The following is a 22,634-nucleotide window of genomic DNA, read 5'->3' as shown; positions in this document are numbered from 1 at the left end:
TATAATTATAGGTTATTTTTCAAATGATATCTGCTCCTGGCATTTTTACTGCATTAAGATTGCCAGTCAAGCTGGCAATGACGATACTGTAAAAGGAATTGCAAAAAAGTGTACACACAATGGGATTCACTGGGAGGCCCGGGATACCCAGTGATTATTAAAACGGTGGATCATCATCACTGTAATCATCCATTTTTGAAGGACGGATAATCACATTGCTTTGCTTTTCAAAATCCTGCGATGGATACATTCCTGCTGATGGATCGGCTGCGAACGAACTTGGTGGTGCATCAAAATCATCTTCCAGATCCTGGAATTTAACAAACTTACCAACGAATTTAAGTGGTACAATACCGGTTTCACCGTTACGGTGTTTGGCTATAATTACCTCACCAATACCCGCCTGCGATCTGCCTTGCTCATCTTCGGTAATGCCATAATATTCAGGACGGTATAAGAACAGTACCATATCCGCATCCTGCTCAATTGAACCCGATTCACGTAAATCGGATAGCATTGGCCTTTTTCCCTGTAAACCTGGTCTGCTCTCTACCGCACGACTTAACTGCGATAGTGCCAGTACGGGTACATCCAGCTCTTTGGCTACCGATTTTAAGGCCCTCGATATACTACCAATTTCCTGCTCACGGTTACCGCCACCTTTACCTTCGCCCTTACCATGCATTAACTGCAAGTAATCGACAATTACCAATTGAATATCGTATTGTGATTTTAGCCTCCGGCATTTGGCTCTGAACTCAAAAATATTTAGCGCCGGTGTATCATCAATTAACAGGGGAGCCTCAGTTAAACGGCCAATTTTGCTGTGTAGCTGTTGCCATTCCCATTCCTGTAAATTTCCTTTCCTGATTTTTTCCTGCTCAATTTCGGCTTCTCCGGAAATAAGACGGTTAACCAACTGTACCGACGACATCTCGAGCGAGAACACCACGCAAGGCCTTTGGAAATCGACCGTGGCGTTACGTGCACAGGTTAATACGAAGGCCGTTTTTCCCATCGCCGGACGGGCAGCGATAATTACCAAATCTTGTTTCTGCCAGCCACCGGTAATACGGTCTAAGCCTGTAAAGCCAGTTGGTACACCTGTTAAACCATCAGTTTTGGTTCTTAGCTCTTCAAGCGATGCCAGCGACTGCTTCACGATATCTTCCATTTTCTGGGTATCTCTACGCAGGTTGTTTTGGGCAATTTCAAAAAGTCCTTTTTCGGCCTGGTCAAGCAAATCGAAAATATCAGTGGTATCTTCGTAAGCGTTGGTGATAATTTCAGTAGATATTCTGATCAGCTCGCGCTGGATATATTTTTGTGAAATGATACGGGCATGAAATTCGATGTTTGCCGCCGAAGCTACCCGGTTGGTTAAGCTCGTAATATAATAGGCACCACCTACAATTTCTAAGGCACCCATGGTGCGCAATTCTGAAGTAACGGTTAAAATATCTACCGGTTTCGATTTCTGGAATAGAATATGAATCGCCTCAAAAATCTTCTGATGGGCAATGTTGTAAAAAACATCAGGTTTTAAAACATCAATTACCGCAGATAGGGCATCTTTTTCGAGCATAAGCGCTCCCAAAACTGCTTCTTCCAGGTCTAAAGCCTGTGGTGGGATTTTTCCCTGTGCACTAATGGTATTGCTTAGTCTGGCCTTTCGGGCAGCGAAGCTGTTTTTTCCGCCTTGTTCGTTATCGTTACTCATTCCACAAAAGTAGTTAAATTTTGACGGGCTTGCTTGAATTAGTTGTTACTGTTTGTTAACAAATTGAAGCATAATCAAATTGATTTTTTTGAGGTTTTTTACCGGGATATTTTTTTTTGAACAATTAAATGTGAATAAGAATAATATAGATAAGGGCTAAAAGATTTTATTTGAATACTTTTGCCTAACAATTTCAAAACATGGATAATTTTAGAAGACCGCAACGCGCAAAAGAGAATAATGAGTTTATATTTGGGATCAGGGCTGTAATAGAGGCTGTTAAAGCCGGTAGAGATATTGAAACCATTTATCAGCAACGTGGTTTGGGTGGCGAATTGTTCTTAGAGTTAAAGTCGCTTTTAAAAGATACCTTAATTCCGCTTAACTCAGTTCCGATTGAGAAACTGAACCGGATGTCGCAGAAAAACCACCAGGGAGTTATTGCGGTAATATCACCTATTACCTATCAAAATATTGAAGACATTATACCTGCTATTTTTGAAAAAGGAGAGGTGCCGCTGGTTCTGGTGCTCGATAGTGTGACCGATGTACGCAACATGGGCGCTATTGCCCGTACAGCAGCCTGTGTGGGTGTGCATGCCATCGTTGTGCCGCTAAAAAATGCAGCTCAGATTAATGCCGATGCCATTAAAACATCAGCAGGTGCTTTATTTAGTATTCCCATTTGCCGCCATGCCAACCTGCATAAAACCTGTTTGTTTTTACAGGATAGCGGCTTACAGGTAGTTGCCTGTACCGAAAAAACTAACGATATGATTTACGCGCCTGATTACACTATGCCAACAGCTATTGTAATGGGATCGGAAGATGAAGGAATTTCGAACGATTTGTTAAGGGTAGCCGATCATCTGGCTAAAATACCTATGGCCGGTAAAATCGAATCGCTAAATGTATCGGTAGCCGCCGGGGTAATTTTATACGAAGCCATCAGACAAAGAACGATTTAAGGTAAGGGGATGGTCAATAATCAATAACCAATGTTCAATCTTCAATGACCAATCGAGAGTGCATTAAAAGGGATCATAAATAAAAACCTTAATGTACTTAATTTCTTAATGGTGAAGCGACTTAATGTGGAAGATGGAAAAGGGAGGATGGAAGTAAATAACCAATAACCAAATTCCAATTTTCAATGGCAAGCGTGTTAGATAGCATCGTAAATTAAACCTTAATGTGCTTAATTTCTTAATGATGAAATTACTTAATATGGAAGACGTTCAGATTCACTTTACATCTTCCATATTAACTTTCACATCTTACCTCTTTTAAATAAATTTATTACCGAAACGCGACTTCACCTCGGCAACAAATTCTTTAACACGTTGCTCCTCGTTTCTTGGGCAAACCATTAGCATGTTGTTGTTTTCTACTACAATATAATCGTGCAGGCCCTGTAAAATAACCAGTTTATCTTTAGGTACGTTAACCATGCAGTTTGATGAATCGAACATAATTACCTGCTCTGACGGGATTACAGCATTGCCTACATAGTCTTTCTCGGCCATTTCATAAATCGATGCCCAGGTGCCTAAATCCGACCAGCCGAAATCAGCCGGGAGTACATACACATTTTCTGCTTTTTCCATGATGCCAAAATCGATAGAGATATTGGTGCACTGGAAATAGGCATTATTGATAAATTCTTTTTCTCCTGCTGTATTCAATTCTGCCCTGCCCACATTAAATATTTCATACATATCAGGCAAATGTTTTTCAAAAGCTTTTAGGATTGCTTTAGATGACCAGATGAAAATCCCAGCGTTCCATAAAAAGTCGCCGCTCTGAATAAATGATTTAGCCAGCTCCAGGTTGGGTTTCTCTGTAAAGGTTTTAACCTTGTGCAGGTCGGTATCTGTATTGAGTACGTAATCAGTGTGTTGTATGTAGCCATACCCCGTATCCGGACGATTCGGTTTAATGCCCAAAGTAATCAGACAGTCGTTTTTTGAGGCTGCATCAAGCGATTGTTCAATGGACCTTACAAACTCATCCATGTTGCCTATGGTATGATCAGAAGGGGCAACTACAATGGTTGAGTTCGGATTTAATTCCGCAATTTTTAAACTTCCGTAGGCAATACAAGGTGCTGTATTTCTAAGTAAAGGCTCTGCTAATATCTGGTTTTCGCTTAATTGCGGCAGTTGTTCTTTTACCAAATCGACGTAAATTTCGTTGGTAACGATAAAAATATTGTCCGGCGGACAGATTTTTAAAAACCTGTCATAAGTGCTTTGTATCAGCGTTTTCCCAACGCCAAAGAAATCAATAAATTGTTTCGGGTATTCTGTTCTGCTTACCGGCCAAAAACGGCTTCCTACGCCGCCGGCCATAATTAAGGCATAATAATCTTTATTCATTTTATGTTTTAAAATTACACTATCCCCTCGTTTAGGAGGTCGTGTAAATGGATGATGCCAAAGTAAGTGTTTTGTTCCAGAACTAACAACTGTGTAATGTTATTTTGTTTGATAATCTCCAGGGCATCTACTGCCAAAGCATCGTGCTGGATACTTTTTGGCGTTCTGCCCATAATATCTTCGGCTTTTAAATGCTCAATTGTATTGTTGTTTTCCAACATCCTCCTGATATCGCCGTCAGTAATTACCCCAAGTATATGATTACCGTTATCTACAACAGCCACAGCACCCAAACGGTTTTTACTAATTTCAATCAATACGTCCTTTACCGGCGCAGCTGGAGAAATAGATGGTTTTTCGTTAGATAAGGCCAGGTCTCTGGCTTTTAAATAAAGTTTTTTACCTAACGATCCGCCCGGGTGGTATTTGGCGAAATCGGCTTCGTTAAATTCGCGGCATTCGAGCAAACAAATGGCCAGGGCATCACCCAAAGCCAACTGTGCAGTAGTGCTGGTAGTAGGAGCCAGATTATGCGGACAAGCCTCTTTTTCGAAAGCGGTGTTCAAAATCAGGTCGGCCTGTTCTGCCAGGAAGGAGCTTAATTCGCCCACCATACCAATTAACAAATTGCCTGAGGTTTTAAGTAAAGGAACAAGTACTTTAATTTCCGGAGTATTACCGCTTTTGGAAAGGCAGATAATAACATCATCTATCTGGATCATGCCCAGATCGCCGTGAATGGCATCGGCGGCATGCATAAATATGGCTGGTGTACCGGTCGAGTTAAAAGTAGCCACAATTTTTTGGGCAATAATGGCGCTTTTGCCAATTCCGGTTACAATCACGCGGCCTTTACACTGTAAAATGCTGGTTACCACTTTTTCGAAATCGTCGTTAATGTTCCGGGCAACATTCATTATTGCTGCTGCTTCGAGCTCCAGGGTGCTTATAGCCGATTGAATAATTGATTTTTTACTTTTCAAAGAGAAAATAATTGTCTGTTAATACTTGAAATTCTTGTAAAATTATGTTATTTTGGATAGAAAAATAGCATCGCATATTTTATTACACAAAATGGACGTGAAAAAGTCGTTATTTGATAACCTACAAAATTTCTTCGGGTTTGACAATTTCAAGGGTGATCAGGAGTCGATCATAACAAATATTTTAGAAGGCAATAACACATTTGTGATTATGCCTACAGGCGGAGGGAAGTCGATTTGCTATCAGTTACCAGCTCTAATGAGCGAAGGAACGGCAATTGTGATTTCTCCGTTAATTGCTTTAATGAAAAACCAGGTAGACCAATTGCGGGCTTTTGGTGGAAATGACAGTATCGCTCATTTTCTGAATTCATCTCTCAATAAATCTGAAATTACGCAAGTTAAATCTGATCTCTTAAGCGGCCAGACTAAATTATTGTATGTTGCGCCCGAATCGCTGGCGAAGCAAGATAATATTGAATTTTTAAACCTGATTAAAATCTCTTTCGTTGCGGTGGATGAAGCACACTGTATCTCTGAATGGGGGCACGATTTCAGGCCTGAATACCGTAAAATAAAACAGGTTATTGCAGGTTTAGGCAATAATATTCCAATTATAGCCTTAACGGCTACGGCTACGCCAAAAGTGCAGCAGGATATTATGAAAAACCTGGGGATGACAGAGGCTACGTTGTTTAAATCGTCATTTAACAGGCCAAACTTGTTTTATGAGATCCGTCCCAAGCGCGATATTACCAAAGAGATTATCAAATACATCAAATCAAACCCAGGTAAATCGGGGATTATTTATTGCCTGAGCCGTAAAAAAGTAGAGGAAGTAGCCGAAGCTTTAAATTTAAACGGGATCAGTGCCTTGCCTTATCATGCTGGTCTGGATGCGAAAGTAAGGGCCGAAACACAGGATAAATTTTTGATGGAAGATGCCGAGGTAATTGTAGCAACCATTGCCTTTGGTATGGGAATAGATAAGCCGGACGTTCGTTTTGTAATCCACCACGATGTGCCTAAGAGCATGGAAGGTTATTACCAGGAAACCGGTAGGGCCGGACGTGATGGCGGCGAAGGGGTTTGTATCGCTTTCTACTCGCAAAAAGATGTAGATAAGCTGGCCAAGTTTATGAAAGATAAACCGGTTTCTGAAAGAGAAATTGGTACACAGATATTAAAAGAGGTAATTGATTATGCCGAATCGGGCGTTTGCCGCCGTAAACAGATTCTGCATTATTTTGGCGAAAACTTTAACGAAACAGGCTGTAACTGCATGTGCGATAATTGTAAAAAGCCTAAAAAACAGTTTGATGCTGAAAATCAGTTGTCTACGCTTTTAAAATTCATTGAAAAAACAGGAGAGAAGTTTGACGATGCCCATTTACTAAATGTTTTCTTAGGTTTAGAAACCGCCCAAACCATTGCTTACGAGCACAGTAAAGTGCCCGAATTTGGAATTGGGAAAGCAGATGGCGAGTTGATGTGGAAATCAATTGTGCGTCAGGCCGTTTTAAATAACTTCCTGTACAAGGATATCGATAACTATGGTTTATTAAAATTAACCAGACAAGGGAAAGACTTTATTGTTAATCCTTATAGTTTGAAATTTATTTTAAACGAGCCGATTGAAAGTGGTGCCGACGATGATGATGATGACGTTAAACAAGGCCCTGGAGCTTTAGATACGCATCTTTTATCACTGCTTAAGGATTTACGTAAAAAAATCGCCAAGCAGAAAAATGTACCTCCATTTGTGGTTTTCCAGGATCCATCGTTAGAGGAAATGTGTACGCATTACCCAATTACCATGGAAGAGTTGCGCCAGATTTCGGGTGTAGGCTCTGGTAAAGCCATGAAATTCGGAACGCCATTTATCGAACTGATTAAAAAATATGTTGAGGATAACGACATTGAGCGCCCAATTGACCTGATTATTAAAACCCAGGCCAATAAATCGCAAATGAAGGTATCTATCATCCAGAATATCGACCGCCAGATTGGCCTCGAAGACATTGCAGATTCAAAAGGCATTACTTACGAGGAAATCCTGAAAGAGGTAGAATCGATTGTAAACTCCGGAACAAAGCTGAACCTGAATTATTTCATTGACGAAGTAATTGATGATGACAGACAAGACGAGGTTTTTGATTATTTCAGGGCTGCTGAAAGCGATTCTATCGATGAAGCCTTAAATGAGCTTGGCGAAACTGATTATACGCGCGAAGAAATTCAGCTGATGCGCATTAAATTCATGTCAGAACTAGGAAATTAAGCAAGATATGAGAGGTGAGACATTAGATTTGAGACAAACTCATTCTAATATCTCATTTCTCACATCTCGATACTAAAAACTAGATTGGAAATATGGGATTAGAGGTAACTCATATCTCATATCTCAAGTCTCACATCTCAAAAATGATAAACTACTTAGATAAACTTAAAAATACCGACACAGGAAATTTCTTTTTAATGGCTGGTCCATGTGCTATTGAAGGAGAAGAAATTGCCATGCGCATTGCCGAAAAGATTATTACGATAACTGATAAACTTAAAATCCCTTATATTTTTAAAGGCTCTTACCGCAAGGCTAACAGGAGCAAAGGAAGTTCTTTTACAGGTATTGGTGATGAAAAAGCTTTAAGAATCCTGGAGCGGGTTGGTCGCGAGTTTGGTGTACCAACCGTAACCGATATTCACGAAAGCGATGAGGCTGCTATGGCGGCGGCTTATGTTGATGTATTGCAAATTCCTGCATTTTTATGCCGTCAAACTGACTTATTAATTGCTGCCGCTCAAACCGGTAAAGTAGTTAACGTAAAAAAAGGCCAGTTTTTATCAGCTGGTTCGATGAAATTTGCTGTTGAGAAAATTAAAGAGGCCGGAAATGATAAGGTTATTTTAACCGATCGCGGAAATACCTTTGGTTACCAGGATTTGATTGTAGATTACCGTGGTTTACCTGAAATGCAAAGTTTTGGCGTGCCGGTAGTAATGGACTGTACACATAGCTTGCAGCAACCCAACCAAAGCAGCGGTGTAACTGGTGGTAAACCCGAACTGATCTCAACTATTGCCAAAGCGGCTATTGCTGTTGGTGCAGACGGTTTGTTTATTGAAACGCATCCCGATCCGGCTAATGCCAAATCGGATGGAGCCAACATGCTGCATTTAGATTTATTGGAAGAAACTTTAACGAAACTAATTCGTATCAGACAAGCGATACTTTAATAGCCAGTCGTCATTGCCAGCTTGACTGGCAATCTTAAAGCAATTGCTCAGCAATGTAATTAAAACTTATTAAGGTCAGATGGGAACATCTGACCTTACTTAAATTTGTTATTATTGTCTTGCTGAATGCAGTGAAGCATCTTTTTGTAAATGTGTTTTTCATTTGAGAGAGATTCTTCACTACGTTCAGAATGACAGCGTTAAATTGATCTATCGGTTGGTGTCAACACCGACCGACATAAAAGCTTTATATTCTGTTGTAATCTCCACGCCAATGCCTTATTGCTTTCTTAATTTCATTGGGAGACAATTGATCAGCTAGGGCTCTATCCACTAAAGCTAAAAATTCTTCATCTCCGGCAAATCGTAAAGCTAGTATTTGTCCCATGCTTAACTCTCCTGGAAGCGCTTTCCCGGCCAGGATGTAATAACGCAATTTTTCTTCAGCCCTTGCTGCTCTATCCTGCGCTTTGAGTGCAAATATGCGTGCCATTACAGCTTTAATAGAAATTAGGAAAAATGCAAGTACAATTAAGCCTGTAATGATACTGGTGAAAGTAACGCATACATAAATGGCAAAACCAAAGCCTATAACTGCCAATGGTATTGCAAAAAAATGAAAGGGTGGATAAAATCTTTTATGGTTTTCGTAGTTCTGTGCCATATTTATTTTTTCTACGCTATACTATTTCATCAGATGCATTATATTTTGGTGATAATAAAAGAAGTCCTCCTGTTATTTTTCCTGCCTAGTTCAGTTTTATTATCTGCAATTGGCTTACTTGCCCCAAAACCTTTAAAAGTGAGTCTTTTGGCATCAATCTGGTTTTTAATCAGGTAATCGTAAACCGCATTGGCGCGGTTAAAAGATAATTTTTCGTTCATCTTATCATCGCCAACATTATCAGTATGCCCTTGAATTTCGATATTAACCGATTCGTTTTGGTGCAGAAAATCGATCAGTAAATCGAGCTCGCGAATAGAGGCAGGAAGTAAGTTAAATTTGTTGGTATCGAAAAAGATATTGCGGAGCGTTACATTTCCTCCTTGCTTTATTTTTTCAATCGCTACTTCAATTTGGTATGGTTTGTTAATGTCTGCAGCTTTGAGTTCAAAATTTTCTGAATAAAACAAATAGCCTTCTGCGTTAACGTTAAATAAATAATCGCTTCCAATTGGCATTACGGCTAAGAATTCGCCTGTTTCAGGATCGGTATAATCATCAAAAACAGTTTTATTGGTTTTGAGATCGATCACCTGAACATTACTTTCAATGGTTTTCTTCGTGTCTTTATCCCTAACTATACCTTTAACATAGGTAACTTTAGCTGGCCTGGCCTGTTCAGGTATTCCAAAACTATAAATATCCTGCGTACCAAAGCCATTCTTTAAATTGGAAGAAAACAAACCAAAATTCCCGTCGGCACTTACTACCAAACCACTTTCATCATCAAACGAATTGATAGGATATCCAATGTTAATTGGTTTCTGCCATTTTCCGCTGTCATCCATCCGGCTGTAGTAAATATCTTTATTGCCAAAACCAGGCCATCCATCCGACGAAAAATAGAGGGTTTTTCCGTCTACATGCAAGAAGGGCGTGTTTTCATCGTATGCCGTATTAATATCCGGACCCAGGTTTACAGCAGGTCCCCATTTGGCATCATCGGTAATGGTACTTTTCCAGATATCGTAACCACCAGAACCACCGGGGCGATTACTGATAAAATACAGCGTTCTGCCATCAGGGCTAATCGCCGGTTGCGATTCCCAATATTCGGAGTTTACCGGTTTACCTACATTATAAGGTTCGCCCCAGTCTTTGCCTTCGCGGTGCGAAACATAAATGTCGCATCGGCCCAATCCATCCGGACGGTTACATCCGGTAAAAAAAAGATATTTGCCGTCGGGAGAAATGGTTTGTGCACCTTCATTGTAACGGGCAGTATTTATTTTAGCCGAAAGTGGTGTAGCCTGGCCCCAGGCGTTATTTTTAAATTGTGATGTCCAGAAATCTTCGTTGCCGTTAACCTGACGGGTAAATATCAAGGTTTCGCCATCTGCAGTCAATGCAGGGAAATACTCTGCGTCGGTGGTGTTTACCCCAGGGCCTAAGTTGGTTGGCGAGTATTTTACAGGTTTTTTAACGGCCGAAATGGCAAAATCGCAATCCAGCAGGTATTTTTTTGCTTTTTTTGCGCGATCTGATGAAGCATCGAGTGCTAGAAATGCTTCGAAATCTTGTTTGGCTTTGATGTAATCTTGTGTAGCAAATTCGGTTTCAGCCAAACCAAAAGTCACTTCAGGTTTTACATTTTTATTGATGAGGATCGCTTTTTGATAAGCTCCTTTAGCTTCGGGATATTTTCTTTGAATTTTGTAAACACCGGCTAAGACAATGAAGGCATTTTGAAATAGCGGATCGCTTTCAACTGCAGTTTTCAATAATTGCTCAGCACCGGAAAAATCTTGTTTTTGGATTGCAGCGCCAGCATTTTCGAAAGCATTTTGTGCTTTTTTATTACCAGAATTCTGTGCAAATACACAAAAACTTAAAAAACTAAAACATAGGAACAGACAAAACCTCATACATTAAACTTTGGTTACAAAGCTAATGTATCGTTTTTAAGGAATATTTAAAAATTTGTGTGTTTGTAAAGAAATTTCCCATTTCGGGTTGGCCATTACATAATCGATAATCATGGGAGTAATTTCCTTTGATTTAGACCATTCTGGCTGAAGGTAAAGTTTACAACCAGGGGATACCATTGCTGCATATTCTTCTGCCCACTTAAAGTCGCTTTTATTGAAAACAATTACTTTGAGCTCATTCGCAAAAGGTGCAATATCTGGCCTTGGCGCTTTAAACTTTTTAGGGGATAAGCAAATCCAGTCCCAGTTGCCCGAAAGGGGGTAAGCGCCAGAAGTTTCGATAAAAGTAAGAATACCTCTTTCTTTCAGTTTACTGGTCAGGTAATCGAGGTTATAAATTAAAGGCTCACCACCTGTAATTACAACAGCTTTACCCGGAAAGCGGTCGGCATTTTCTACAATAACATCCGAAGCCGTTAGCGGGTGCATTTCGGCATCCCAGCTTTCTTTAACGTCGCACCAGTGGCAGCCTACATCGCAACCACCTAAACGGATAAAATAAGCCGCTTTGCCGGTGTTAAATCCTTCGCCCTGTATGGTGTAAAATTCTTCCATTAAAGGAAGTAATGTGCCGTCTTCTGGAATGTCTTGTTTCATTTTTGAGGTTGCAAATATCCTAAAAAAATATGGTGATGCCGTTCCTATTTCTAAATTTAATAGAAAGATGAAATAATACTGATATTTATTTGCTGTATTTTAGCACTATGAAGTGGTTTAAAGCATTAAATAGCAATCAGATTCCCCGTGCCGATGACATTAAAACCATTTCGGTTGATGGGAAGCAGCTTTGTATAATTAATAACGAAGATAGAATTATTGCCACGCAATCGCATTGTCCGCATGCCGGTGGACATTTTAGTGGGGGCTGGTGTAAAAACGGAAATCTGGTATGCCCGATTCACCGCTACGAGTATAGCCTCGAAACCGGAAGGGGAGCAGAAGGGCAGGGAGATTATATTAGGATCTATCCGACTGAGCTAAGAGAAGATGGTTTGTATATCGGCTTTGAAGAAAGCTGGTGGAGTAAACTTTGGGGATGATAGGGGAACTGGGTAATTGTATGGTTATAATTGTTAGATTGTTGCCAGACAAACTGTTAACTGAAAATTAGGTAATTAGTTCATTGGTCATTAGTAACTGCAAACCGCCAATTGCAAACTGCATTAAGGTTAACTGGTTAATCGTTTAAATGGGTTAACTGACTCCAACCCCAAACATCTGGCCAGATCCTCTAAACTAAAAAAGCGATCCAAAATGAACCGCTTTCAATGCTTTAGTCTTTAAGCTTTCGGCTTTAGTCTCAAGAATAAATTTCTTTCCTTGCCGAAGCCAATGTGTTTTTCAACAAGCCTACAATAGTCATTAAACCTACACCACCCGGTACCGGAGTAATGTACGATGAAATGGGGGCAACATTGTCGAAATCAACGTCGCCATAGAGCTTAAAGCCTGATTTGGTTTCGGTAGAATTTTCGCGGTTAATACCCACGTCGATAATAATAGCACCTGGTTTAACCATATCAGCAGTAACAAAGTTCTTTTTGCCAATAGCTGCAATAACTATGTCTGCCTGTAAAACCTGCTCTTTTAAATCTTTCGTACGCGAGTGGGTAAGCGTTACGGTGCAGTTACCTGGATTCGCATTACGCGCCATTAAAATACTCATCGGGCTACCTACAATGTTACTACGGCCAACTACAACGCAGTGTTTGCCAGTTGTATCGATATTGTATTCCTGTAACATCAATAAAATACCATAAGGAGTTGCCGGAATAAAGCAAGGTAAGTTGCGCATCATTCGGCCCAGGTTTACCGGGTGGAAACCATCTACATCTTTACGGTAATCAATTTTTTCAGTTACTTTTTCAGGGTCGATGTGCTTAGGTAAAGGCAATTGTACAATTAAACCATCCACATCAGCATCCTGGTTAATTTCTTCAATTTTAGCCAACAATTCAGCCTCGGTAACCGAGTTATCGTAACGGTGAAGCGAAGATTTAAAACCTACCTTTTCACAGTTTTTCATTTTACTGGCTACATAAGTTTCGCTACCACCATCATTACCCACTAATATCGCTACAAGGTGTGGCTTGCGACCTGTTTTATTCAAAAACTCAGCTGCCTCTTCAGCAATCTGAACCTTAACTTTTTCTGATACGTATTTACCGTCTAGTAGTTTCATTGTTCTAGTATCTAGTATCAAGTATCAAGCTTCGCAAGCTGTCTTGCTACCTGATACTTGTATCCTGATTATAATATTAATCTAATTTCAAAACCGCCATAAATGCCGATTGCGGGATTTCTACGTTACCCACCTGGCGCATGCGTTTTTTACCTTTTTTCTGTTTCTCCAATAACTTACGTTTACGGGAAATATCACCACCATAACATTTCGCGGTTACATCTTTACGTAAAGCGCTCAATGTTTCTCGGGCAATAACTTTAGCCCCGATCGAAGCCTGAATTTTAATTTCAAACTGCTGACGTGGGATCAGTTCTTTTAACTTTTCGCAGATCTTCTTACCGAAATCATAAGCATTACTGCGGTGAATTAATGAAGATAACGCATCAACAGGCTCTTCATTAATTAACATATCTAAGCGAACTAAATCCGATTTACGGTAACCAACCTGATGATAATCGAATGAAGCATAACCTTTAGAAATGGTTTTCAGTTTATCGTAAAAATCGAATACAATTTCGCCCATTGGCATTTCGAAAACCAATTCAACACGATCTGAAGTTAAGTAAGATTGATTAACAATAATACCACGTTTTTGAATACAAAGCGACATTACCGGACCAACAAACTCCGCCTTGGTAATGATATTTGCTTTAATGAAAGGCTCTTCAACCGAATCCAGTTTACTTGGGTCTGGTAAATCAGATGGATTATTTACGGTAATTTCGACACCTTTGGTGGTATGCGCCACGTAAGATACGTTGGGTACCGTTGTAATTACCGTCATGTCGAACTCACGTTCTAAACGTTCCTGGATAATCTCCATGTGCAACATACCCAGGAAACCGCAACGGAAACCGAAACCTAAAGCAGCAGAACTTTCCGGTTCGAAAACGATAGATGCATCATTTAGCTGCAACTTGTGCATTGCTTCACGTAATTCTTCAAAATCTTCTGTATCAACAGGGTAGATGCCGGCAAATACCATTGGCTTAACCTCTTCAAAACCCTGAATGGCACCATCAGCTGGTCTGCCAACAGTTGTTATGGTATCACCAACTTTTACCTCGCGTGCTTCCTTAATTCCGGAAATAATGTAACCTACATCACCGGTTTTAACCACGTTGCGTGGCGACATATCCAGTTTCAAAATACCAACTTCATCAGCCAGGTATTCTTTACCGGTATTGATGAATTTTACCTTGTCACCTTTTTTAATTTCGCCGTTCACCACTTTATAATACGCGATAATCCCCCTGAATGAGTTAAATACAGAGTCGAAAATCAATGCTTGCAATGGCGCTTCGGTATCGCCAACCGGAGCCGGAACCCTGTCAACAATAGCCTGTAAAATTTCGGGGATTCCCATTCCTGTTTTACCAGAAGCAGGAATAATATCATCACGGTCACAACCGATCAAATCAATAATCTGGTCTTTAACTTCCTCTGGCATGGCACCTGGTAAGTCCATTTTATTCAGGATCGGAATGATTTCCAGATCGTGCTCCAAAGCCAGATATAAGTTCGAAATGGTCTGTGCCTGGATACCTTGAGAGGCATCAACAATCAATAAGGCACCCTCACAGGCGGCAATTGAACGAGAAACCTCGTACGAGAAATCTACGTGTCCAGGGGTGTCAATTAAGTTAAAAACATACTCTTCACCACCAACTTTATAGTTCATTTGTATGGCATGACTTTTAATGGTAATGCCTCGCTCGCGCTCCAAATCCATATTATCGAGCAATTGCGCCTGCGCTTCACGCTGCGAAATTGTCGCTGTATATTCTAATAACCGATCAGCCAGGGTACTTTTACCATGGTCGATGTGTGCAATAATGCAAAAATTACGTATATGCTTCATCTTTGCGCAAAGATATGTTTTTTAATGGAATTTGTAAGCTGTTACAGAAAGTGAAATCCATGATTTTTTGGGGTGATTAAAATTTGTATTTTTCTGCGTAATCAGAAAAGCAAAGCCAGTTGCATTTCGGCAATTTTGGCCCTGCCTTTCACTATATCTTTTTGGCTGTAATCAGCTTTAAACTGAATGTCGCTTAGCCAAAAAGGATGCCGTTGCCGTCAGGTTTATTAAACAACAGGTACTGGTGCTTGGGTCACCTTTTCCAGACATGGTGCTTAATACGTAACAATTGGCAAGCTTTTTACTCTAATTATAACCAAACCCATACATTTTGCTCAGCTTAAACCATATCTATAAAAAATACGGCAGCAATGAAGTTTTAAACTTTCGCGAATGGAAAATCGATCCCGGAATCCATTGGTTAAAAGGAGGGAACGGTACCGGTAAATCTACCCTGTTCCGCATTATATCTGGTCAAACACCTTTTAAAGGCGAGGTCGAACTCAATGGGGTTAATCTTAAAAAAGAACCGGTAAAGTTTCGAAGCATAATCAGTTTTGCAGAAGCCGAACCACAATACCCGTTATTTATTACCGGCCAGGAACAGATTGATTTTTACACCGAAACCCGTAACGCAAAAGCTAGCCAGGCAGCTAACCTGGCCGATTACTTCGAAATGTCGGCTTTTTTAAACCAAAAGGTAGGCGGTTACTCCAGTGGCATGCTTAAAAAGTTGTCTTTAATTTGTGCGTTTATTGGCAATCCGGTCTTGTATATTTTAGATGAACCCCTCATCACCATCGATATAGCATCGGCCGATAAACTTTACCAGCTCATTAAGGCGCAAGCTGCACAAGGTAAGTCTTTCCTATTATCCTCTCATCAGGAGGTTAGTGCTGATAAACTGAAACTTGATGGTGTATTTAATATTTATGATAAACAGGTAATTAGGTTATAAATGTTAAAGCTATTAGTCAATACATTGGCCAAATCTTTTTACCAGCAGCATGCCGGTTTTTTTCTGGTAGGTATTTATATTTTATTTGGTGTGGTAGAACCTTCGCAATTGATGGGTTATCAAAAAGCATTGTTGCTGTCTGGAATTACTTCGCCAGTTGGTATGGCTATTGTTTTTACTTCCTGGTTTTTATACAGCCTTAAAGTACTGTTTTTTGTCAGGCAGAAACTTGCAGAGGCACAATATAGTTATGTACGCGAAACAGCTGCATTACATGTAAACATGCAACTTAAACTCTGGCTTAAATTATTTTTGGTAATGCTTTTACCAATAGGTGTTTATGTGGTTTTATTAATCGTTCTAAGTTTTAAATATCATTTGTTTTGGAGCGCTTTAAGTATTGTTTTCGTGTTTACACTACTGTGCGTGATATTATCGTGGCTCACCTTTCGTTCGGTAACTTTTGGATTTTTAAAGCGGGAACGAAGGTCGCTTAGTACAGGCATACAAGTGAAACGCCCGTATTTCAGCTGGCCCATTTTTCATTTGCTAAACGAGCAACCTTTAATGTTGCTGATGTGTAAAGGGTTATCGTTCATTTTTTTTAAAGGCATGTTGTGGATGTTTGCCGATGCTGATACAGATGAAAGGGTAGTACTGGTCGGGCTATTGGCCTCGGTTTTATGCCATGCTGTTTTAATTTACAGCCTGCTTAAATTCGAAATATCTTATTTGAATTTCGTAAAAAGTATGCCTGTTCCGGTATTTAAGCGTGTGTTTAACTGGCTATTGATCTTCGCCATAATCTTAATTCCAGAATGGATATTCGCAATGATGGCAAGCCATAGTATGCTTTATACCTTTTTTACCGCGTTTTTATTTGGTCTGGCAAGCTTACATTTAATGCTAACTATACTAAATATCGTAAAATTAGATATGGATCGCTACCTGAAATACTTGCTGTTTTTCTTTTTTATAGCTATGTGGGCTATTCTGGTACATTATGGTCTTTTATTCAGCGTTTTGTTATTGGTTAGCTGCAGTTTTTATTACCTGCAATTTTTCAATAAAACCGATTTAAAAGCAATTACAGAATAGCAAACAGAAATTTTAACCACAGATTATTACAGATCAACACAGATTTGCCTTCTCTTCCAATCTGTGGTTAAATTTAAGTGCTTATACCACTGTTTTCTTCCACTTACCTTTTTTAAACAAAATGTAGGCAGCTACCGCAATACCTGCTTCTGCGGTTGGTATGGCAATAAATACGCCGGTTGGACCCATTTCTAAAAACCTGGCTAAAAAGTAGGCAAAAGGAATCTGGAACAGCCAAAAGGCAAAAACATTGATTTTTGTCGGCGTCCACGTATCGCCGGCACCATTAAACGCGCTGCTAAAAACCATCGCAGCACCATAAATAACAAAGCCAATACTTAAAATTTTAAGCGCTTTACTGGCAACGCCAATTACCTGTTCATCGGCGGTAAAAAATGCAGCAAACAAATGGCCGCAGGTTAAAAACAATACGCTTACCACGGCCATAAAAATGATAATGTATTTTAAGGTTTGAAAAACCGATTTTTCTGCGCGGTCTATATGTCCGGCGCCTAAATTCTGGCCAACCAAAGTAGCCGCTGCATTGCTTAATCCCCAGGCAGGTAGCATAAAAAACATCATTAAACGCAAAGCTGTTTGGTAACCTGCTGAGCCTGTATCTCCGCCAGTTGTAGCCACCAGTTCGGCCAGAAATACCCAGCTACAGCTTGCTATTACAAACTGGAAAATAGCCGGCGCTGCAATTTTTATAATGGCTTTAATCTGCTCCCAATCTGGGATAAAGTGACTGATTTGAATTTTTAAAGCATTTTTACCGTTAAATAAATTGTAAATCTGGTAAGTTACCCCCAAGCCCCGGCCAATGGTAGTGGCAATGGCGGCACCAGTTAAACCAAATGCAGGTATTGGACCAAAGCCGTTGATAAAAACGGGGCAGAGGATAATGTTGGCAATATTGGCGATCCATAAACTCCGCATCGCAATAGCTGCATTACCTGCACCTCTAAAAATTCCGTTAATTAGGAACAGGAGCACAATAATGATGCTACCGCCCATCATAATACGAACAAATGCAGTACCATGATCGGCGGTTACGGCAGTGGCGCCCATCAGCAATAAAATATCACGGGCATAAATTACCCCTAGAATGCTAATGATAAGATTAATACTTACCGCAATTACAATGGTCTGCATACCTGCTTTTGAGGCAGCCTCAGGATTTTTCTCGCCAATTCTACGGGCAACAACTGCTGTAGCAGCCATACTTAAACCAATGGCCAGCGAATAAATAATGGTTAAAACCGACTCGGTTAACCCAACAGTTTGGATGGCATTACTACTGTTTTCCAGGTGGCCAACAAAATACAGATCCACCAGCGCGAAAACAGATTCCATGGCCATTTCCAGCATCATCGGGATGGCCAGTAATATAATGGCCCTTTTTATGCTGATAGCAGTTAAATCAACCTCGTGACCTTTAATTGATTGTACAAGTAGCTCGAAAAAAGAAGATAGTTTGCCCTTTGTCTGGGTTGACTGTGACATATAATGAAATTAAAATGTAATAAATAAACCAAATGATACGCATTACGCGTACATATTTAAAATTGAAATGGGAGGGAATCCTCGGTTATTTAGAACCTCAAACGGATTGCAGATACTATCATTGTTCTGGCCTTTTTGATTGACCAAAGATAACGAAAAATATTAAACGTCAAATTTTGATGACGATTTTTTGAGTTGGTGATTGATTTTTGTCACAACTGCCCAGCTGTTCAGGCGGGGAGGCACGGAACCCACTGATTAATATTTTTGATCCTTGTAACTCAATAATCGGTGTAATCCAATAAATCCGTGTAATCACTTTCATATACTGTAAGCTTTAATCATTTCTTCGGTAACCTTGGTACCTCTGTTGGTATTTAAATCAATCAGGACGTAATCAAAGATCCCATCCGAAGCTACTTTATTGGTTTTTTTATTAATGATTTCGAATTGTACTGAGCAACCTTTATCGTGCATGGTTAAAATTCCGGTACGGATGAGCATCAGGTCGTTCATCAGCAGGGGGCGTTTAAAGCTGATATCTACCCGGCTTACCACCCAACCCAGGCCTTGTTTAGTAAAATGCTCCCAGGGCATGCCGTAAAACTTCTCCATCTGCTCATAGCGGGCAGCCAATACATAGTCAAGGTACTTGCTGTTATGTACATGGTTAAACATGTCTATATCGTCAGGACGTACACGTAACTCGCTTTCGAAAATGCTGTATTGATTCTTTTCCACTTATAAAATGTTTCTGCAAAAGTATAAATAAGGTTTTGATATCCTGAAATAAAGATATTTCATCTGTTTTTAGTATTTTTGATATGAAATGGGAAAGCTTAAGTTATATGACATTAATATTCCACGCGAAACAATTGTTGAAGAGCGTGAAAGTGTTTATCTAAGCCAAACTTCCGAGCAGCACTTTTTTAATGTATTACAACTTAACCGGATTTCGGTTGTCATGAATGGTGGCAGGCCTTTAAAATCGCCTCAGGGTAATGGGTTAGTGATCCGTAAGCCTATTATTTAATTTTCCTACATGTCATTTGAATAAGCGAGATTGAGTTTTTTGTTTTGTTTCAGATTTTCTAAACCCGACTTGACGGAAATCCTTTTTGCTTTAATGCCGCATTAGATAAGAACAGGACCTTGCTTTCCAAGTCCTGATTCGATAGTTAGGTATTTATTATCGTTTAATAAACACTTGCTTATAATTAAAAATAGCCTTATCTTTGCGCCACAATTAATTAATTTTATTGCTTTAATATTATTCAAGAATGTATTTAAGTCCAGAGAAAAAAGCTGTAATCTTTAAAGAGCACGGCAAAGTAGAAACCAACACTGGTTCTGCAGAAGGTCAGGTAGCGTTATTTACATACCGTATTGCGCACTTAACAGAACACTTAAAGAAAAATCGTAAAGATTTCTCTACACAGTTATCACTTCAAAAATTGGTAGGTAAACGCCGCGGTATTTTGGCTTACCTATACAAAAAAGATATTGAGCGCTATCGTGCTATCATCAAAACTCTTCAGTTGCGTGATATCATTAAACAAAAATAAGCGTAAGTTTATCTGTAAAAGCCATTCTTTAGGGAATGGCTTTTTACTTTCTAAAGAAAAAATTTGACTTTGGATGACTACAGATGAGTTTTTAATTTTATCTTCGTTTGCAAAAACAAAAACATATATAAACAACGGTGTGTAGAAAGAGGAAAACACACCATAATTCTATTTAAATGAATGTAATAAAAAAATCGTTCGATTTGGGCGATGGCAGAATTGTAGAAATTGAAACTGGTAAACTGGCTAAACAAGCCGATGGTTCGGTTGTAGTAAAAATGGGCGATACGATGTTGTTAGCAACAGTAGTATCAACGGTTGGTGCAAAACCAGGTACTGATTTTTTACCTTTATCGGTTGATTATCAGGAGAAATACGCGGCTACAGGTCGTATCCCTGGAGGCTTTTTACGTCGTGAGGCCAGATTATCTGACTACGAGGTTTTAATTTCCCGTTTGGTTGACAGGGCTTTACGTCCTTTGTTCCCATCAGATTATCACGCTGATACACAAGTGATGATTTCATTAATCTCTGCTGATAAAAATATCATGCCTGATTGCTTAGCTGGTTTAGCTGCATCGGCTGCATTAGCAGTTTCAGATATTCCTTTTAACGGTCCGATTTCTGAAGTACGTGTTGCTAAAATTGATGGTAAATTGGTAATCAATCCATATGCCAGCGATTTAGAGCGTGCAACTTTAGAGTTTATGGTTGCTGGTTCGGCTAACGACATCGGTATGGTTGAGGGTGAGTGTGATGAAATTCAGGAAGATGAAATGGTTGAGGCATTGAAATTTGCACACGATGCAATTAAAGTTCAATGTGCTATCCAGGTTGAATTAACCGAAGCTACAGGTAAAACTGTAAAACGCGAATATAACCACGAAGACCATGATGCTGATTTAAAAGCAAAGGTTTATGCTGATACTTACGATAAAGTTTATGCATTAGCGAAATCTGGTTCGAATAAAGATGAGCGTAAAGTTGGTTTCACTGCAATTATTAACGAATTCTTCGAAGCAATGCCAGAAGATACTGCTGATTTAACTAAAGCAATGGCTAAACATTATTATCATGATGTTCAGTATGATGCGATCAGAAATTTATTGTTAGATGAAGGTATCCGTTTAGATGGTCGTAAAACAACTGAAATTCGCCCTATCTGGAGTGAAGTAGGTTATTTACCTGCAGCACACGGTTCAGCTGTATTTACTCGTGGCGAAACACAATCTTTAACAACCGTTACGTTAGGTAGTAAAGATGATGAGCAAATGATTGACGGTGCTTTCTTTAACGGTTACCAGAAATTCTTATTGCACTATAACTTCCCTGGTTTCTCAACCGGCGAGGTTAGACCTAACAGAGGCGCAGGTCGTCGCGAAATCGGTCACGGTAACTTAGCACAACGTTCTTTGAAAAAAGTTCTACCTCAGGGCGAAGCTAATCCATATACCATCCGTGTAGTATCTGATATTTTAGAATCAAACGGTTCGTCATCAATGGCAACAGTTTGTGCTGGTACATTAGCGTTAATGGATGCCGGTATTAAAATCAAATCTCCTGTTTCGGGTATTGCAATGGGTTTAATTACCGACGAGAAAACTGGTAAATATGCAATCCTTTCTGATATTTTAGGTGATGAAGATCACTTAGGTGATATGGACTTTAAAGTAACTGGTACTGAAAACGGTATCGTTGCTTGCCAGATGGACTTAAAAATCAATGGTTTATCATACGAAGTTTTAACAAAAGCTTTATTACAGGCTAAAGAGGGTCGTTTACACATCTTAAACGAGATGAAGAAAACCATCAGCCAGCCAAATGAGGATTACAAACCACACGCACCACGTATTGTTTCTTTAACTATTGATAAAGAATTTATCGGTGCTATTATCGGTCCTGGAGGTAAAATTATTCAGGAAATGCAACGCGAAACCGGCGCAACAATCTCAATCGAGGAAGTTGACGGAAAAGGTATCGTTGAAGTATTTGCAGATAACAAAGCATCAATTGATGCAGCTGTTACCCGTATCCGTAACATTGTAGCTAAACCAGAAATTGGCGAAATTTACCAGGGTAAAGTAAAATCAATTATGCCATTTGGTGCATTTGTTGAGATTATGCCAGGTAAAGATGGATTATTGCACATCTCTGAAATCTCATGGCAACGTTTAGAAACCATGGATGGTGTGTTGAAAGAAGGCGATAAAATCGAGGTTAAATTATTAGACATCGATAAGCAAGGTAAAATGAAACTTTCGCGTAAAGTTCTATTGCCTAAGCCAGAAAAACCAGCTGCTCCGCAAGCTTAATTGGTAAACATCATGCTGAACTTGTTTCAGCGTCTCAATAATGAAAACCCTTTCAGTTTACTGAAAGGGTTTTTGTTTATACATTGAAAGTGAAATATCAACTTTTCTTCTAACCATTGTATAAAACTTTTACTTCGTACAAATATATCTTGCATCAGCAAACTTAAAACTTTCGCACA

The 22,634-nt window shown here is 39.6% G+C and carries 19 protein-coding genes; 9 read left to right on the top strand and 10 right to left on the bottom strand.

Annotation, left to right across the window (positions count from 1 at the left end; genetic code table 11):
* Nucleotides 1-157 precede the first annotated feature (157 nt).
* Nucleotides 158-1,720, bottom strand: a complete 1,563-nt coding sequence (gene dnaB, locus OC25_RS25900) for a replicative DNA helicase (protein ID WP_039483176.1) — start codon at nucleotides 1,718-1,720, stop codon at nucleotides 158-160.
* A 200-nt stretch (nucleotides 1,721-1,920) separates the two neighbouring features.
* On the opposite strand from dnaB, the gene rlmB reads away from it, so the two are divergent.
* On the top strand, nucleotides 1,921-2,688 hold the full coding sequence (gene rlmB / locus OC25_RS25895) for a 23S rRNA (guanosine(2251)-2'-O)-methyltransferase RlmB (RefSeq protein ID WP_039483174.1): 768 nt from the start codon (nucleotides 1,921-1,923) through the stop codon (nucleotides 2,686-2,688).
* A gap of 318 nt (nucleotides 2,689-3,006) precedes the next feature.
* On the opposite strand, the gene OC25_RS25890 is transcribed toward rlmB, so the two are convergent.
* Both OC25_RS25890 and OC25_RS25885 read right to left on the bottom strand, forming a co-directional pair.
* Nucleotides 3,007-4,098, bottom strand: a complete 1,092-nt coding sequence (locus tag OC25_RS25890; protein WP_039483170.1) for a mannose-1-phosphate guanylyltransferase — start codon at nucleotides 4,096-4,098, stop codon at nucleotides 3,007-3,009.
* A 14-nt stretch (nucleotides 4,099-4,112) separates the two neighbouring features.
* Complete coding sequence (locus OC25_RS25885) at nucleotides 4,113-5,081, bottom strand: KpsF/GutQ family sugar-phosphate isomerase (protein ID WP_039483167.1); 969 nt, start codon at nucleotides 5,079-5,081, stop codon at nucleotides 4,113-4,115.
* 91 nt (nucleotides 5,082-5,172) lie between these two features.
* On the opposite strand from OC25_RS25885, the gene recQ reads away from it, so the two are divergent.
* Nucleotides 5,173-7,362, top strand: coding sequence for a DNA helicase RecQ (recQ, locus tag OC25_RS25880; RefSeq protein ID WP_039483164.1), 2,190 nt, complete (start codon nucleotides 5,173-5,175; stop codon nucleotides 7,360-7,362).
* A gap of 143 nt (nucleotides 7,363-7,505) precedes the next feature.
* The gene (gene kdsA / locus OC25_RS25875; RefSeq protein WP_039483160.1) at nucleotides 7,506-8,318 is read left to right on the top strand and encodes a 3-deoxy-8-phosphooctulonate synthase; all 813 of its coding nucleotides are present in this window, start codon (nucleotides 7,506-7,508) and stop codon (nucleotides 8,316-8,318) included.
* 247 nt (nucleotides 8,319-8,565) lie between these two features.
* Here the strand turns inward: kdsA and OC25_RS25870 are convergent, their stop codons facing one another.
* The 3 genes from OC25_RS25870 to OC25_RS25860 are packed head-to-tail and all read right to left on the bottom strand — an operon-like array spanning nucleotide 8,566 to nucleotide 11,567.
* Nucleotides 8,566-8,982, bottom strand: coding sequence for a DUF6526 family protein (locus OC25_RS25870; RefSeq protein ID WP_039483157.1), 417 nt, complete (start codon nucleotides 8,980-8,982; stop codon nucleotides 8,566-8,568).
* A gap of 38 nt (nucleotides 8,983-9,020) precedes the next feature.
* The gene (locus tag OC25_RS25865) at nucleotides 9,021-10,907 is read right to left on the bottom strand and encodes an OmpA family protein (protein ID WP_039483154.1); all 1,887 of its coding nucleotides are present in this window, start codon (nucleotides 10,905-10,907) and stop codon (nucleotides 9,021-9,023) included.
* Between the two features lie 36 nt (nucleotides 10,908-10,943).
* Entirely contained in the window at nucleotides 10,944-11,567 is a 624-nt protein-coding gene (locus tag OC25_RS25860; RefSeq protein WP_039483150.1) for a 7-carboxy-7-deazaguanine synthase QueE, read from the bottom strand.
* A gap of 107 nt (nucleotides 11,568-11,674) precedes the next feature.
* Here OC25_RS25860 and OC25_RS25855 point away from each other — a divergent pair, with 107 nt between their 5' ends.
* Entirely contained in the window at nucleotides 11,675-12,010 is a 336-nt protein-coding gene (locus OC25_RS25855) for a Rieske (2Fe-2S) protein (protein WP_039483147.1), read from the top strand.
* 260 nt (nucleotides 12,011-12,270) lie between these two features.
* Here OC25_RS25855 and OC25_RS25850 read toward each other — a convergent pair whose 3' ends face one another.
* Nucleotides 12,271-13,152, bottom strand: a complete 882-nt coding sequence (locus tag OC25_RS25850) for a bifunctional 5,10-methylenetetrahydrofolate dehydrogenase/5,10-methenyltetrahydrofolate cyclohydrolase (protein WP_039483144.1) — start codon at nucleotides 13,150-13,152, stop codon at nucleotides 12,271-12,273.
* 76 nt (nucleotides 13,153-13,228) lie between these two features.
* The gene (lepA, locus tag OC25_RS25845) at nucleotides 13,229-15,016 is read right to left on the bottom strand and encodes a translation elongation factor 4 (RefSeq protein WP_039483140.1); all 1,788 of its coding nucleotides are present in this window, start codon (nucleotides 15,014-15,016) and stop codon (nucleotides 13,229-13,231) included.
* A 331-nt stretch (nucleotides 15,017-15,347) separates the two neighbouring features.
* Here lepA and OC25_RS25840 point away from each other — a divergent pair, with 331 nt between their 5' ends.
* A complete protein-coding gene (locus tag OC25_RS25840; RefSeq protein ID WP_039483137.1) occupies nucleotides 15,348-15,974 on the top strand; it encodes an ATP-binding cassette domain-containing protein in 627 nt (208 codons plus the stop codon).
* A complete protein-coding gene (locus tag OC25_RS25835; RefSeq protein ID WP_039483134.1) occupies nucleotides 15,975-17,072 on the top strand; it encodes a hypothetical protein in 1,098 nt (365 codons plus the stop codon).
* 81 nt (nucleotides 17,073-17,153) lie between these two features.
* Here OC25_RS25835 and OC25_RS25830 read toward each other — a convergent pair whose 3' ends face one another.
* Nucleotides 17,154-18,578, bottom strand: coding sequence for an MATE family efflux transporter (locus OC25_RS25830; protein WP_039483131.1), 1,425 nt, complete (start codon nucleotides 18,576-18,578; stop codon nucleotides 17,154-17,156).
* 321 nt (nucleotides 18,579-18,899) lie between these two features.
* Entirely contained in the window at nucleotides 18,900-19,319 is a 420-nt protein-coding gene (locus OC25_RS25825; protein ID WP_039483128.1) for an acyl-CoA thioesterase, read from the bottom strand.
* Between the two features lie 88 nt (nucleotides 19,320-19,407).
* Here OC25_RS25825 and OC25_RS25820 point away from each other — a divergent pair, with 88 nt between their 5' ends.
* The 3 genes from OC25_RS25820 to pnp all read left to right on the top strand — a co-directional run bounded on the left by OC25_RS25820 (nucleotide 19,408) and on the right by pnp (nucleotide 22,455).
* Complete coding sequence (locus tag OC25_RS25820; RefSeq protein WP_039483125.1) at nucleotides 19,408-19,611, top strand: hypothetical protein; 204 nt, start codon at nucleotides 19,408-19,410, stop codon at nucleotides 19,609-19,611.
* Between the two features lie 247 nt (nucleotides 19,612-19,858).
* Nucleotides 19,859-20,143, top strand: coding sequence for a 30S ribosomal protein S15 (gene rpsO, locus OC25_RS25815; RefSeq protein ID WP_039483121.1), 285 nt, complete (start codon nucleotides 19,859-19,861; stop codon nucleotides 20,141-20,143).
* Nucleotides 20,144-20,319: 176 nt separating this feature from the next.
* The gene (pnp, locus tag OC25_RS25810) at nucleotides 20,320-22,455 is read left to right on the top strand and encodes a polyribonucleotide nucleotidyltransferase (RefSeq protein WP_039483118.1); all 2,136 of its coding nucleotides are present in this window, start codon (nucleotides 20,320-20,322) and stop codon (nucleotides 22,453-22,455) included.
* The last annotated feature ends 179 nt before the right edge of the window (nucleotides 22,456-22,634 follow it).

It is taken from the genome of Pedobacter kyungheensis, from assembly GCF_000812965.1.
Taxonomy (GTDB): Bacteria; Bacteroidota; Bacteroidia; order Sphingobacteriales; family Sphingobacteriaceae; genus Pedobacter; species Pedobacter kyungheensis.
Note: the sequence above shows the minus strand (reverse complement) of the source record. Positions and strands in the feature narration are given on the sequence as shown.

Excerpts from the sequence above, each read along its gene's own strand:
- dnaB (WP_039483176.1), bottom strand. The coding sequence starts at position 1,720 with ATGAGTAACGATAACGAACAAGGCGGAAAAAACAGCTTCGCTGCCCGA.
- rlmB (WP_039483174.1), top strand. The coding sequence starts at position 1,921 with ATGGATAATTTTAGAAGACCGCAACGCGCAAAAGAGAATAATGAGTTT.
- OC25_RS25890 (WP_039483170.1), bottom strand. The coding sequence starts at position 4,098 with ATGAATAAAGATTATTATGCCTTAATTATGGCCGGCGGCGTAGGAAGC.
- recQ (WP_039483164.1), top strand. The coding sequence starts at position 5,173 with ATGGACGTGAAAAAGTCGTTATTTGATAACCTACAAAATTTCTTCGGG.
- kdsA (WP_039483160.1), top strand. The coding sequence starts at position 7,506 with ATGATAAACTACTTAGATAAACTTAAAAATACCGACACAGGAAATTTC.
- OC25_RS25870 (WP_039483157.1), bottom strand. The coding sequence starts at position 8,982 with ATGGCACAGAACTACGAAAACCATAAAAGATTTTATCCACCCTTTCAT.
- OC25_RS25865 (WP_039483154.1), bottom strand. The coding sequence starts at position 10,907 with ATGAGGTTTTGTCTGTTCCTATGTTTTAGTTTTTTAAGTTTTTGTGTA.
- OC25_RS25860 (WP_039483150.1), bottom strand. The coding sequence starts at position 11,567 with ATGAAACAAGACATTCCAGAAGACGGCACATTACTTCCTTTAATGGAA.
- OC25_RS25855 (WP_039483147.1), top strand. The coding sequence starts at position 11,675 with ATGAAGTGGTTTAAAGCATTAAATAGCAATCAGATTCCCCGTGCCGAT.
- OC25_RS25850 (WP_039483144.1), bottom strand. The coding sequence starts at position 13,152 with ATGAAACTACTAGACGGTAAATACGTATCAGAAAAAGTTAAGGTTCAG.
- lepA (WP_039483140.1), bottom strand. The coding sequence starts at position 15,016 with ATGAAGCATATACGTAATTTTTGCATTATTGCACACATCGACCATGGT.
- OC25_RS25835 (WP_039483134.1), top strand. The coding sequence starts at position 15,975 with ATGTTAAAGCTATTAGTCAATACATTGGCCAAATCTTTTTACCAGCAG.
- OC25_RS25830 (WP_039483131.1), bottom strand. The coding sequence starts at position 18,578 with ATGTCACAGTCAACCCAGACAAAGGGCAAACTATCTTCTTTTTTCGAG.
- OC25_RS25820 (WP_039483125.1), top strand. The coding sequence starts at position 19,408 with ATGGGAAAGCTTAAGTTATATGACATTAATATTCCACGCGAAACAATT.
- rpsO (WP_039483121.1), top strand. The coding sequence starts at position 19,859 with ATGTATTTAAGTCCAGAGAAAAAAGCTGTAATCTTTAAAGAGCACGGC.
- pnp (WP_039483118.1), top strand. The coding sequence starts at position 20,320 with ATGAATGTAATAAAAAAATCGTTCGATTTGGGCGATGGCAGAATTGTA.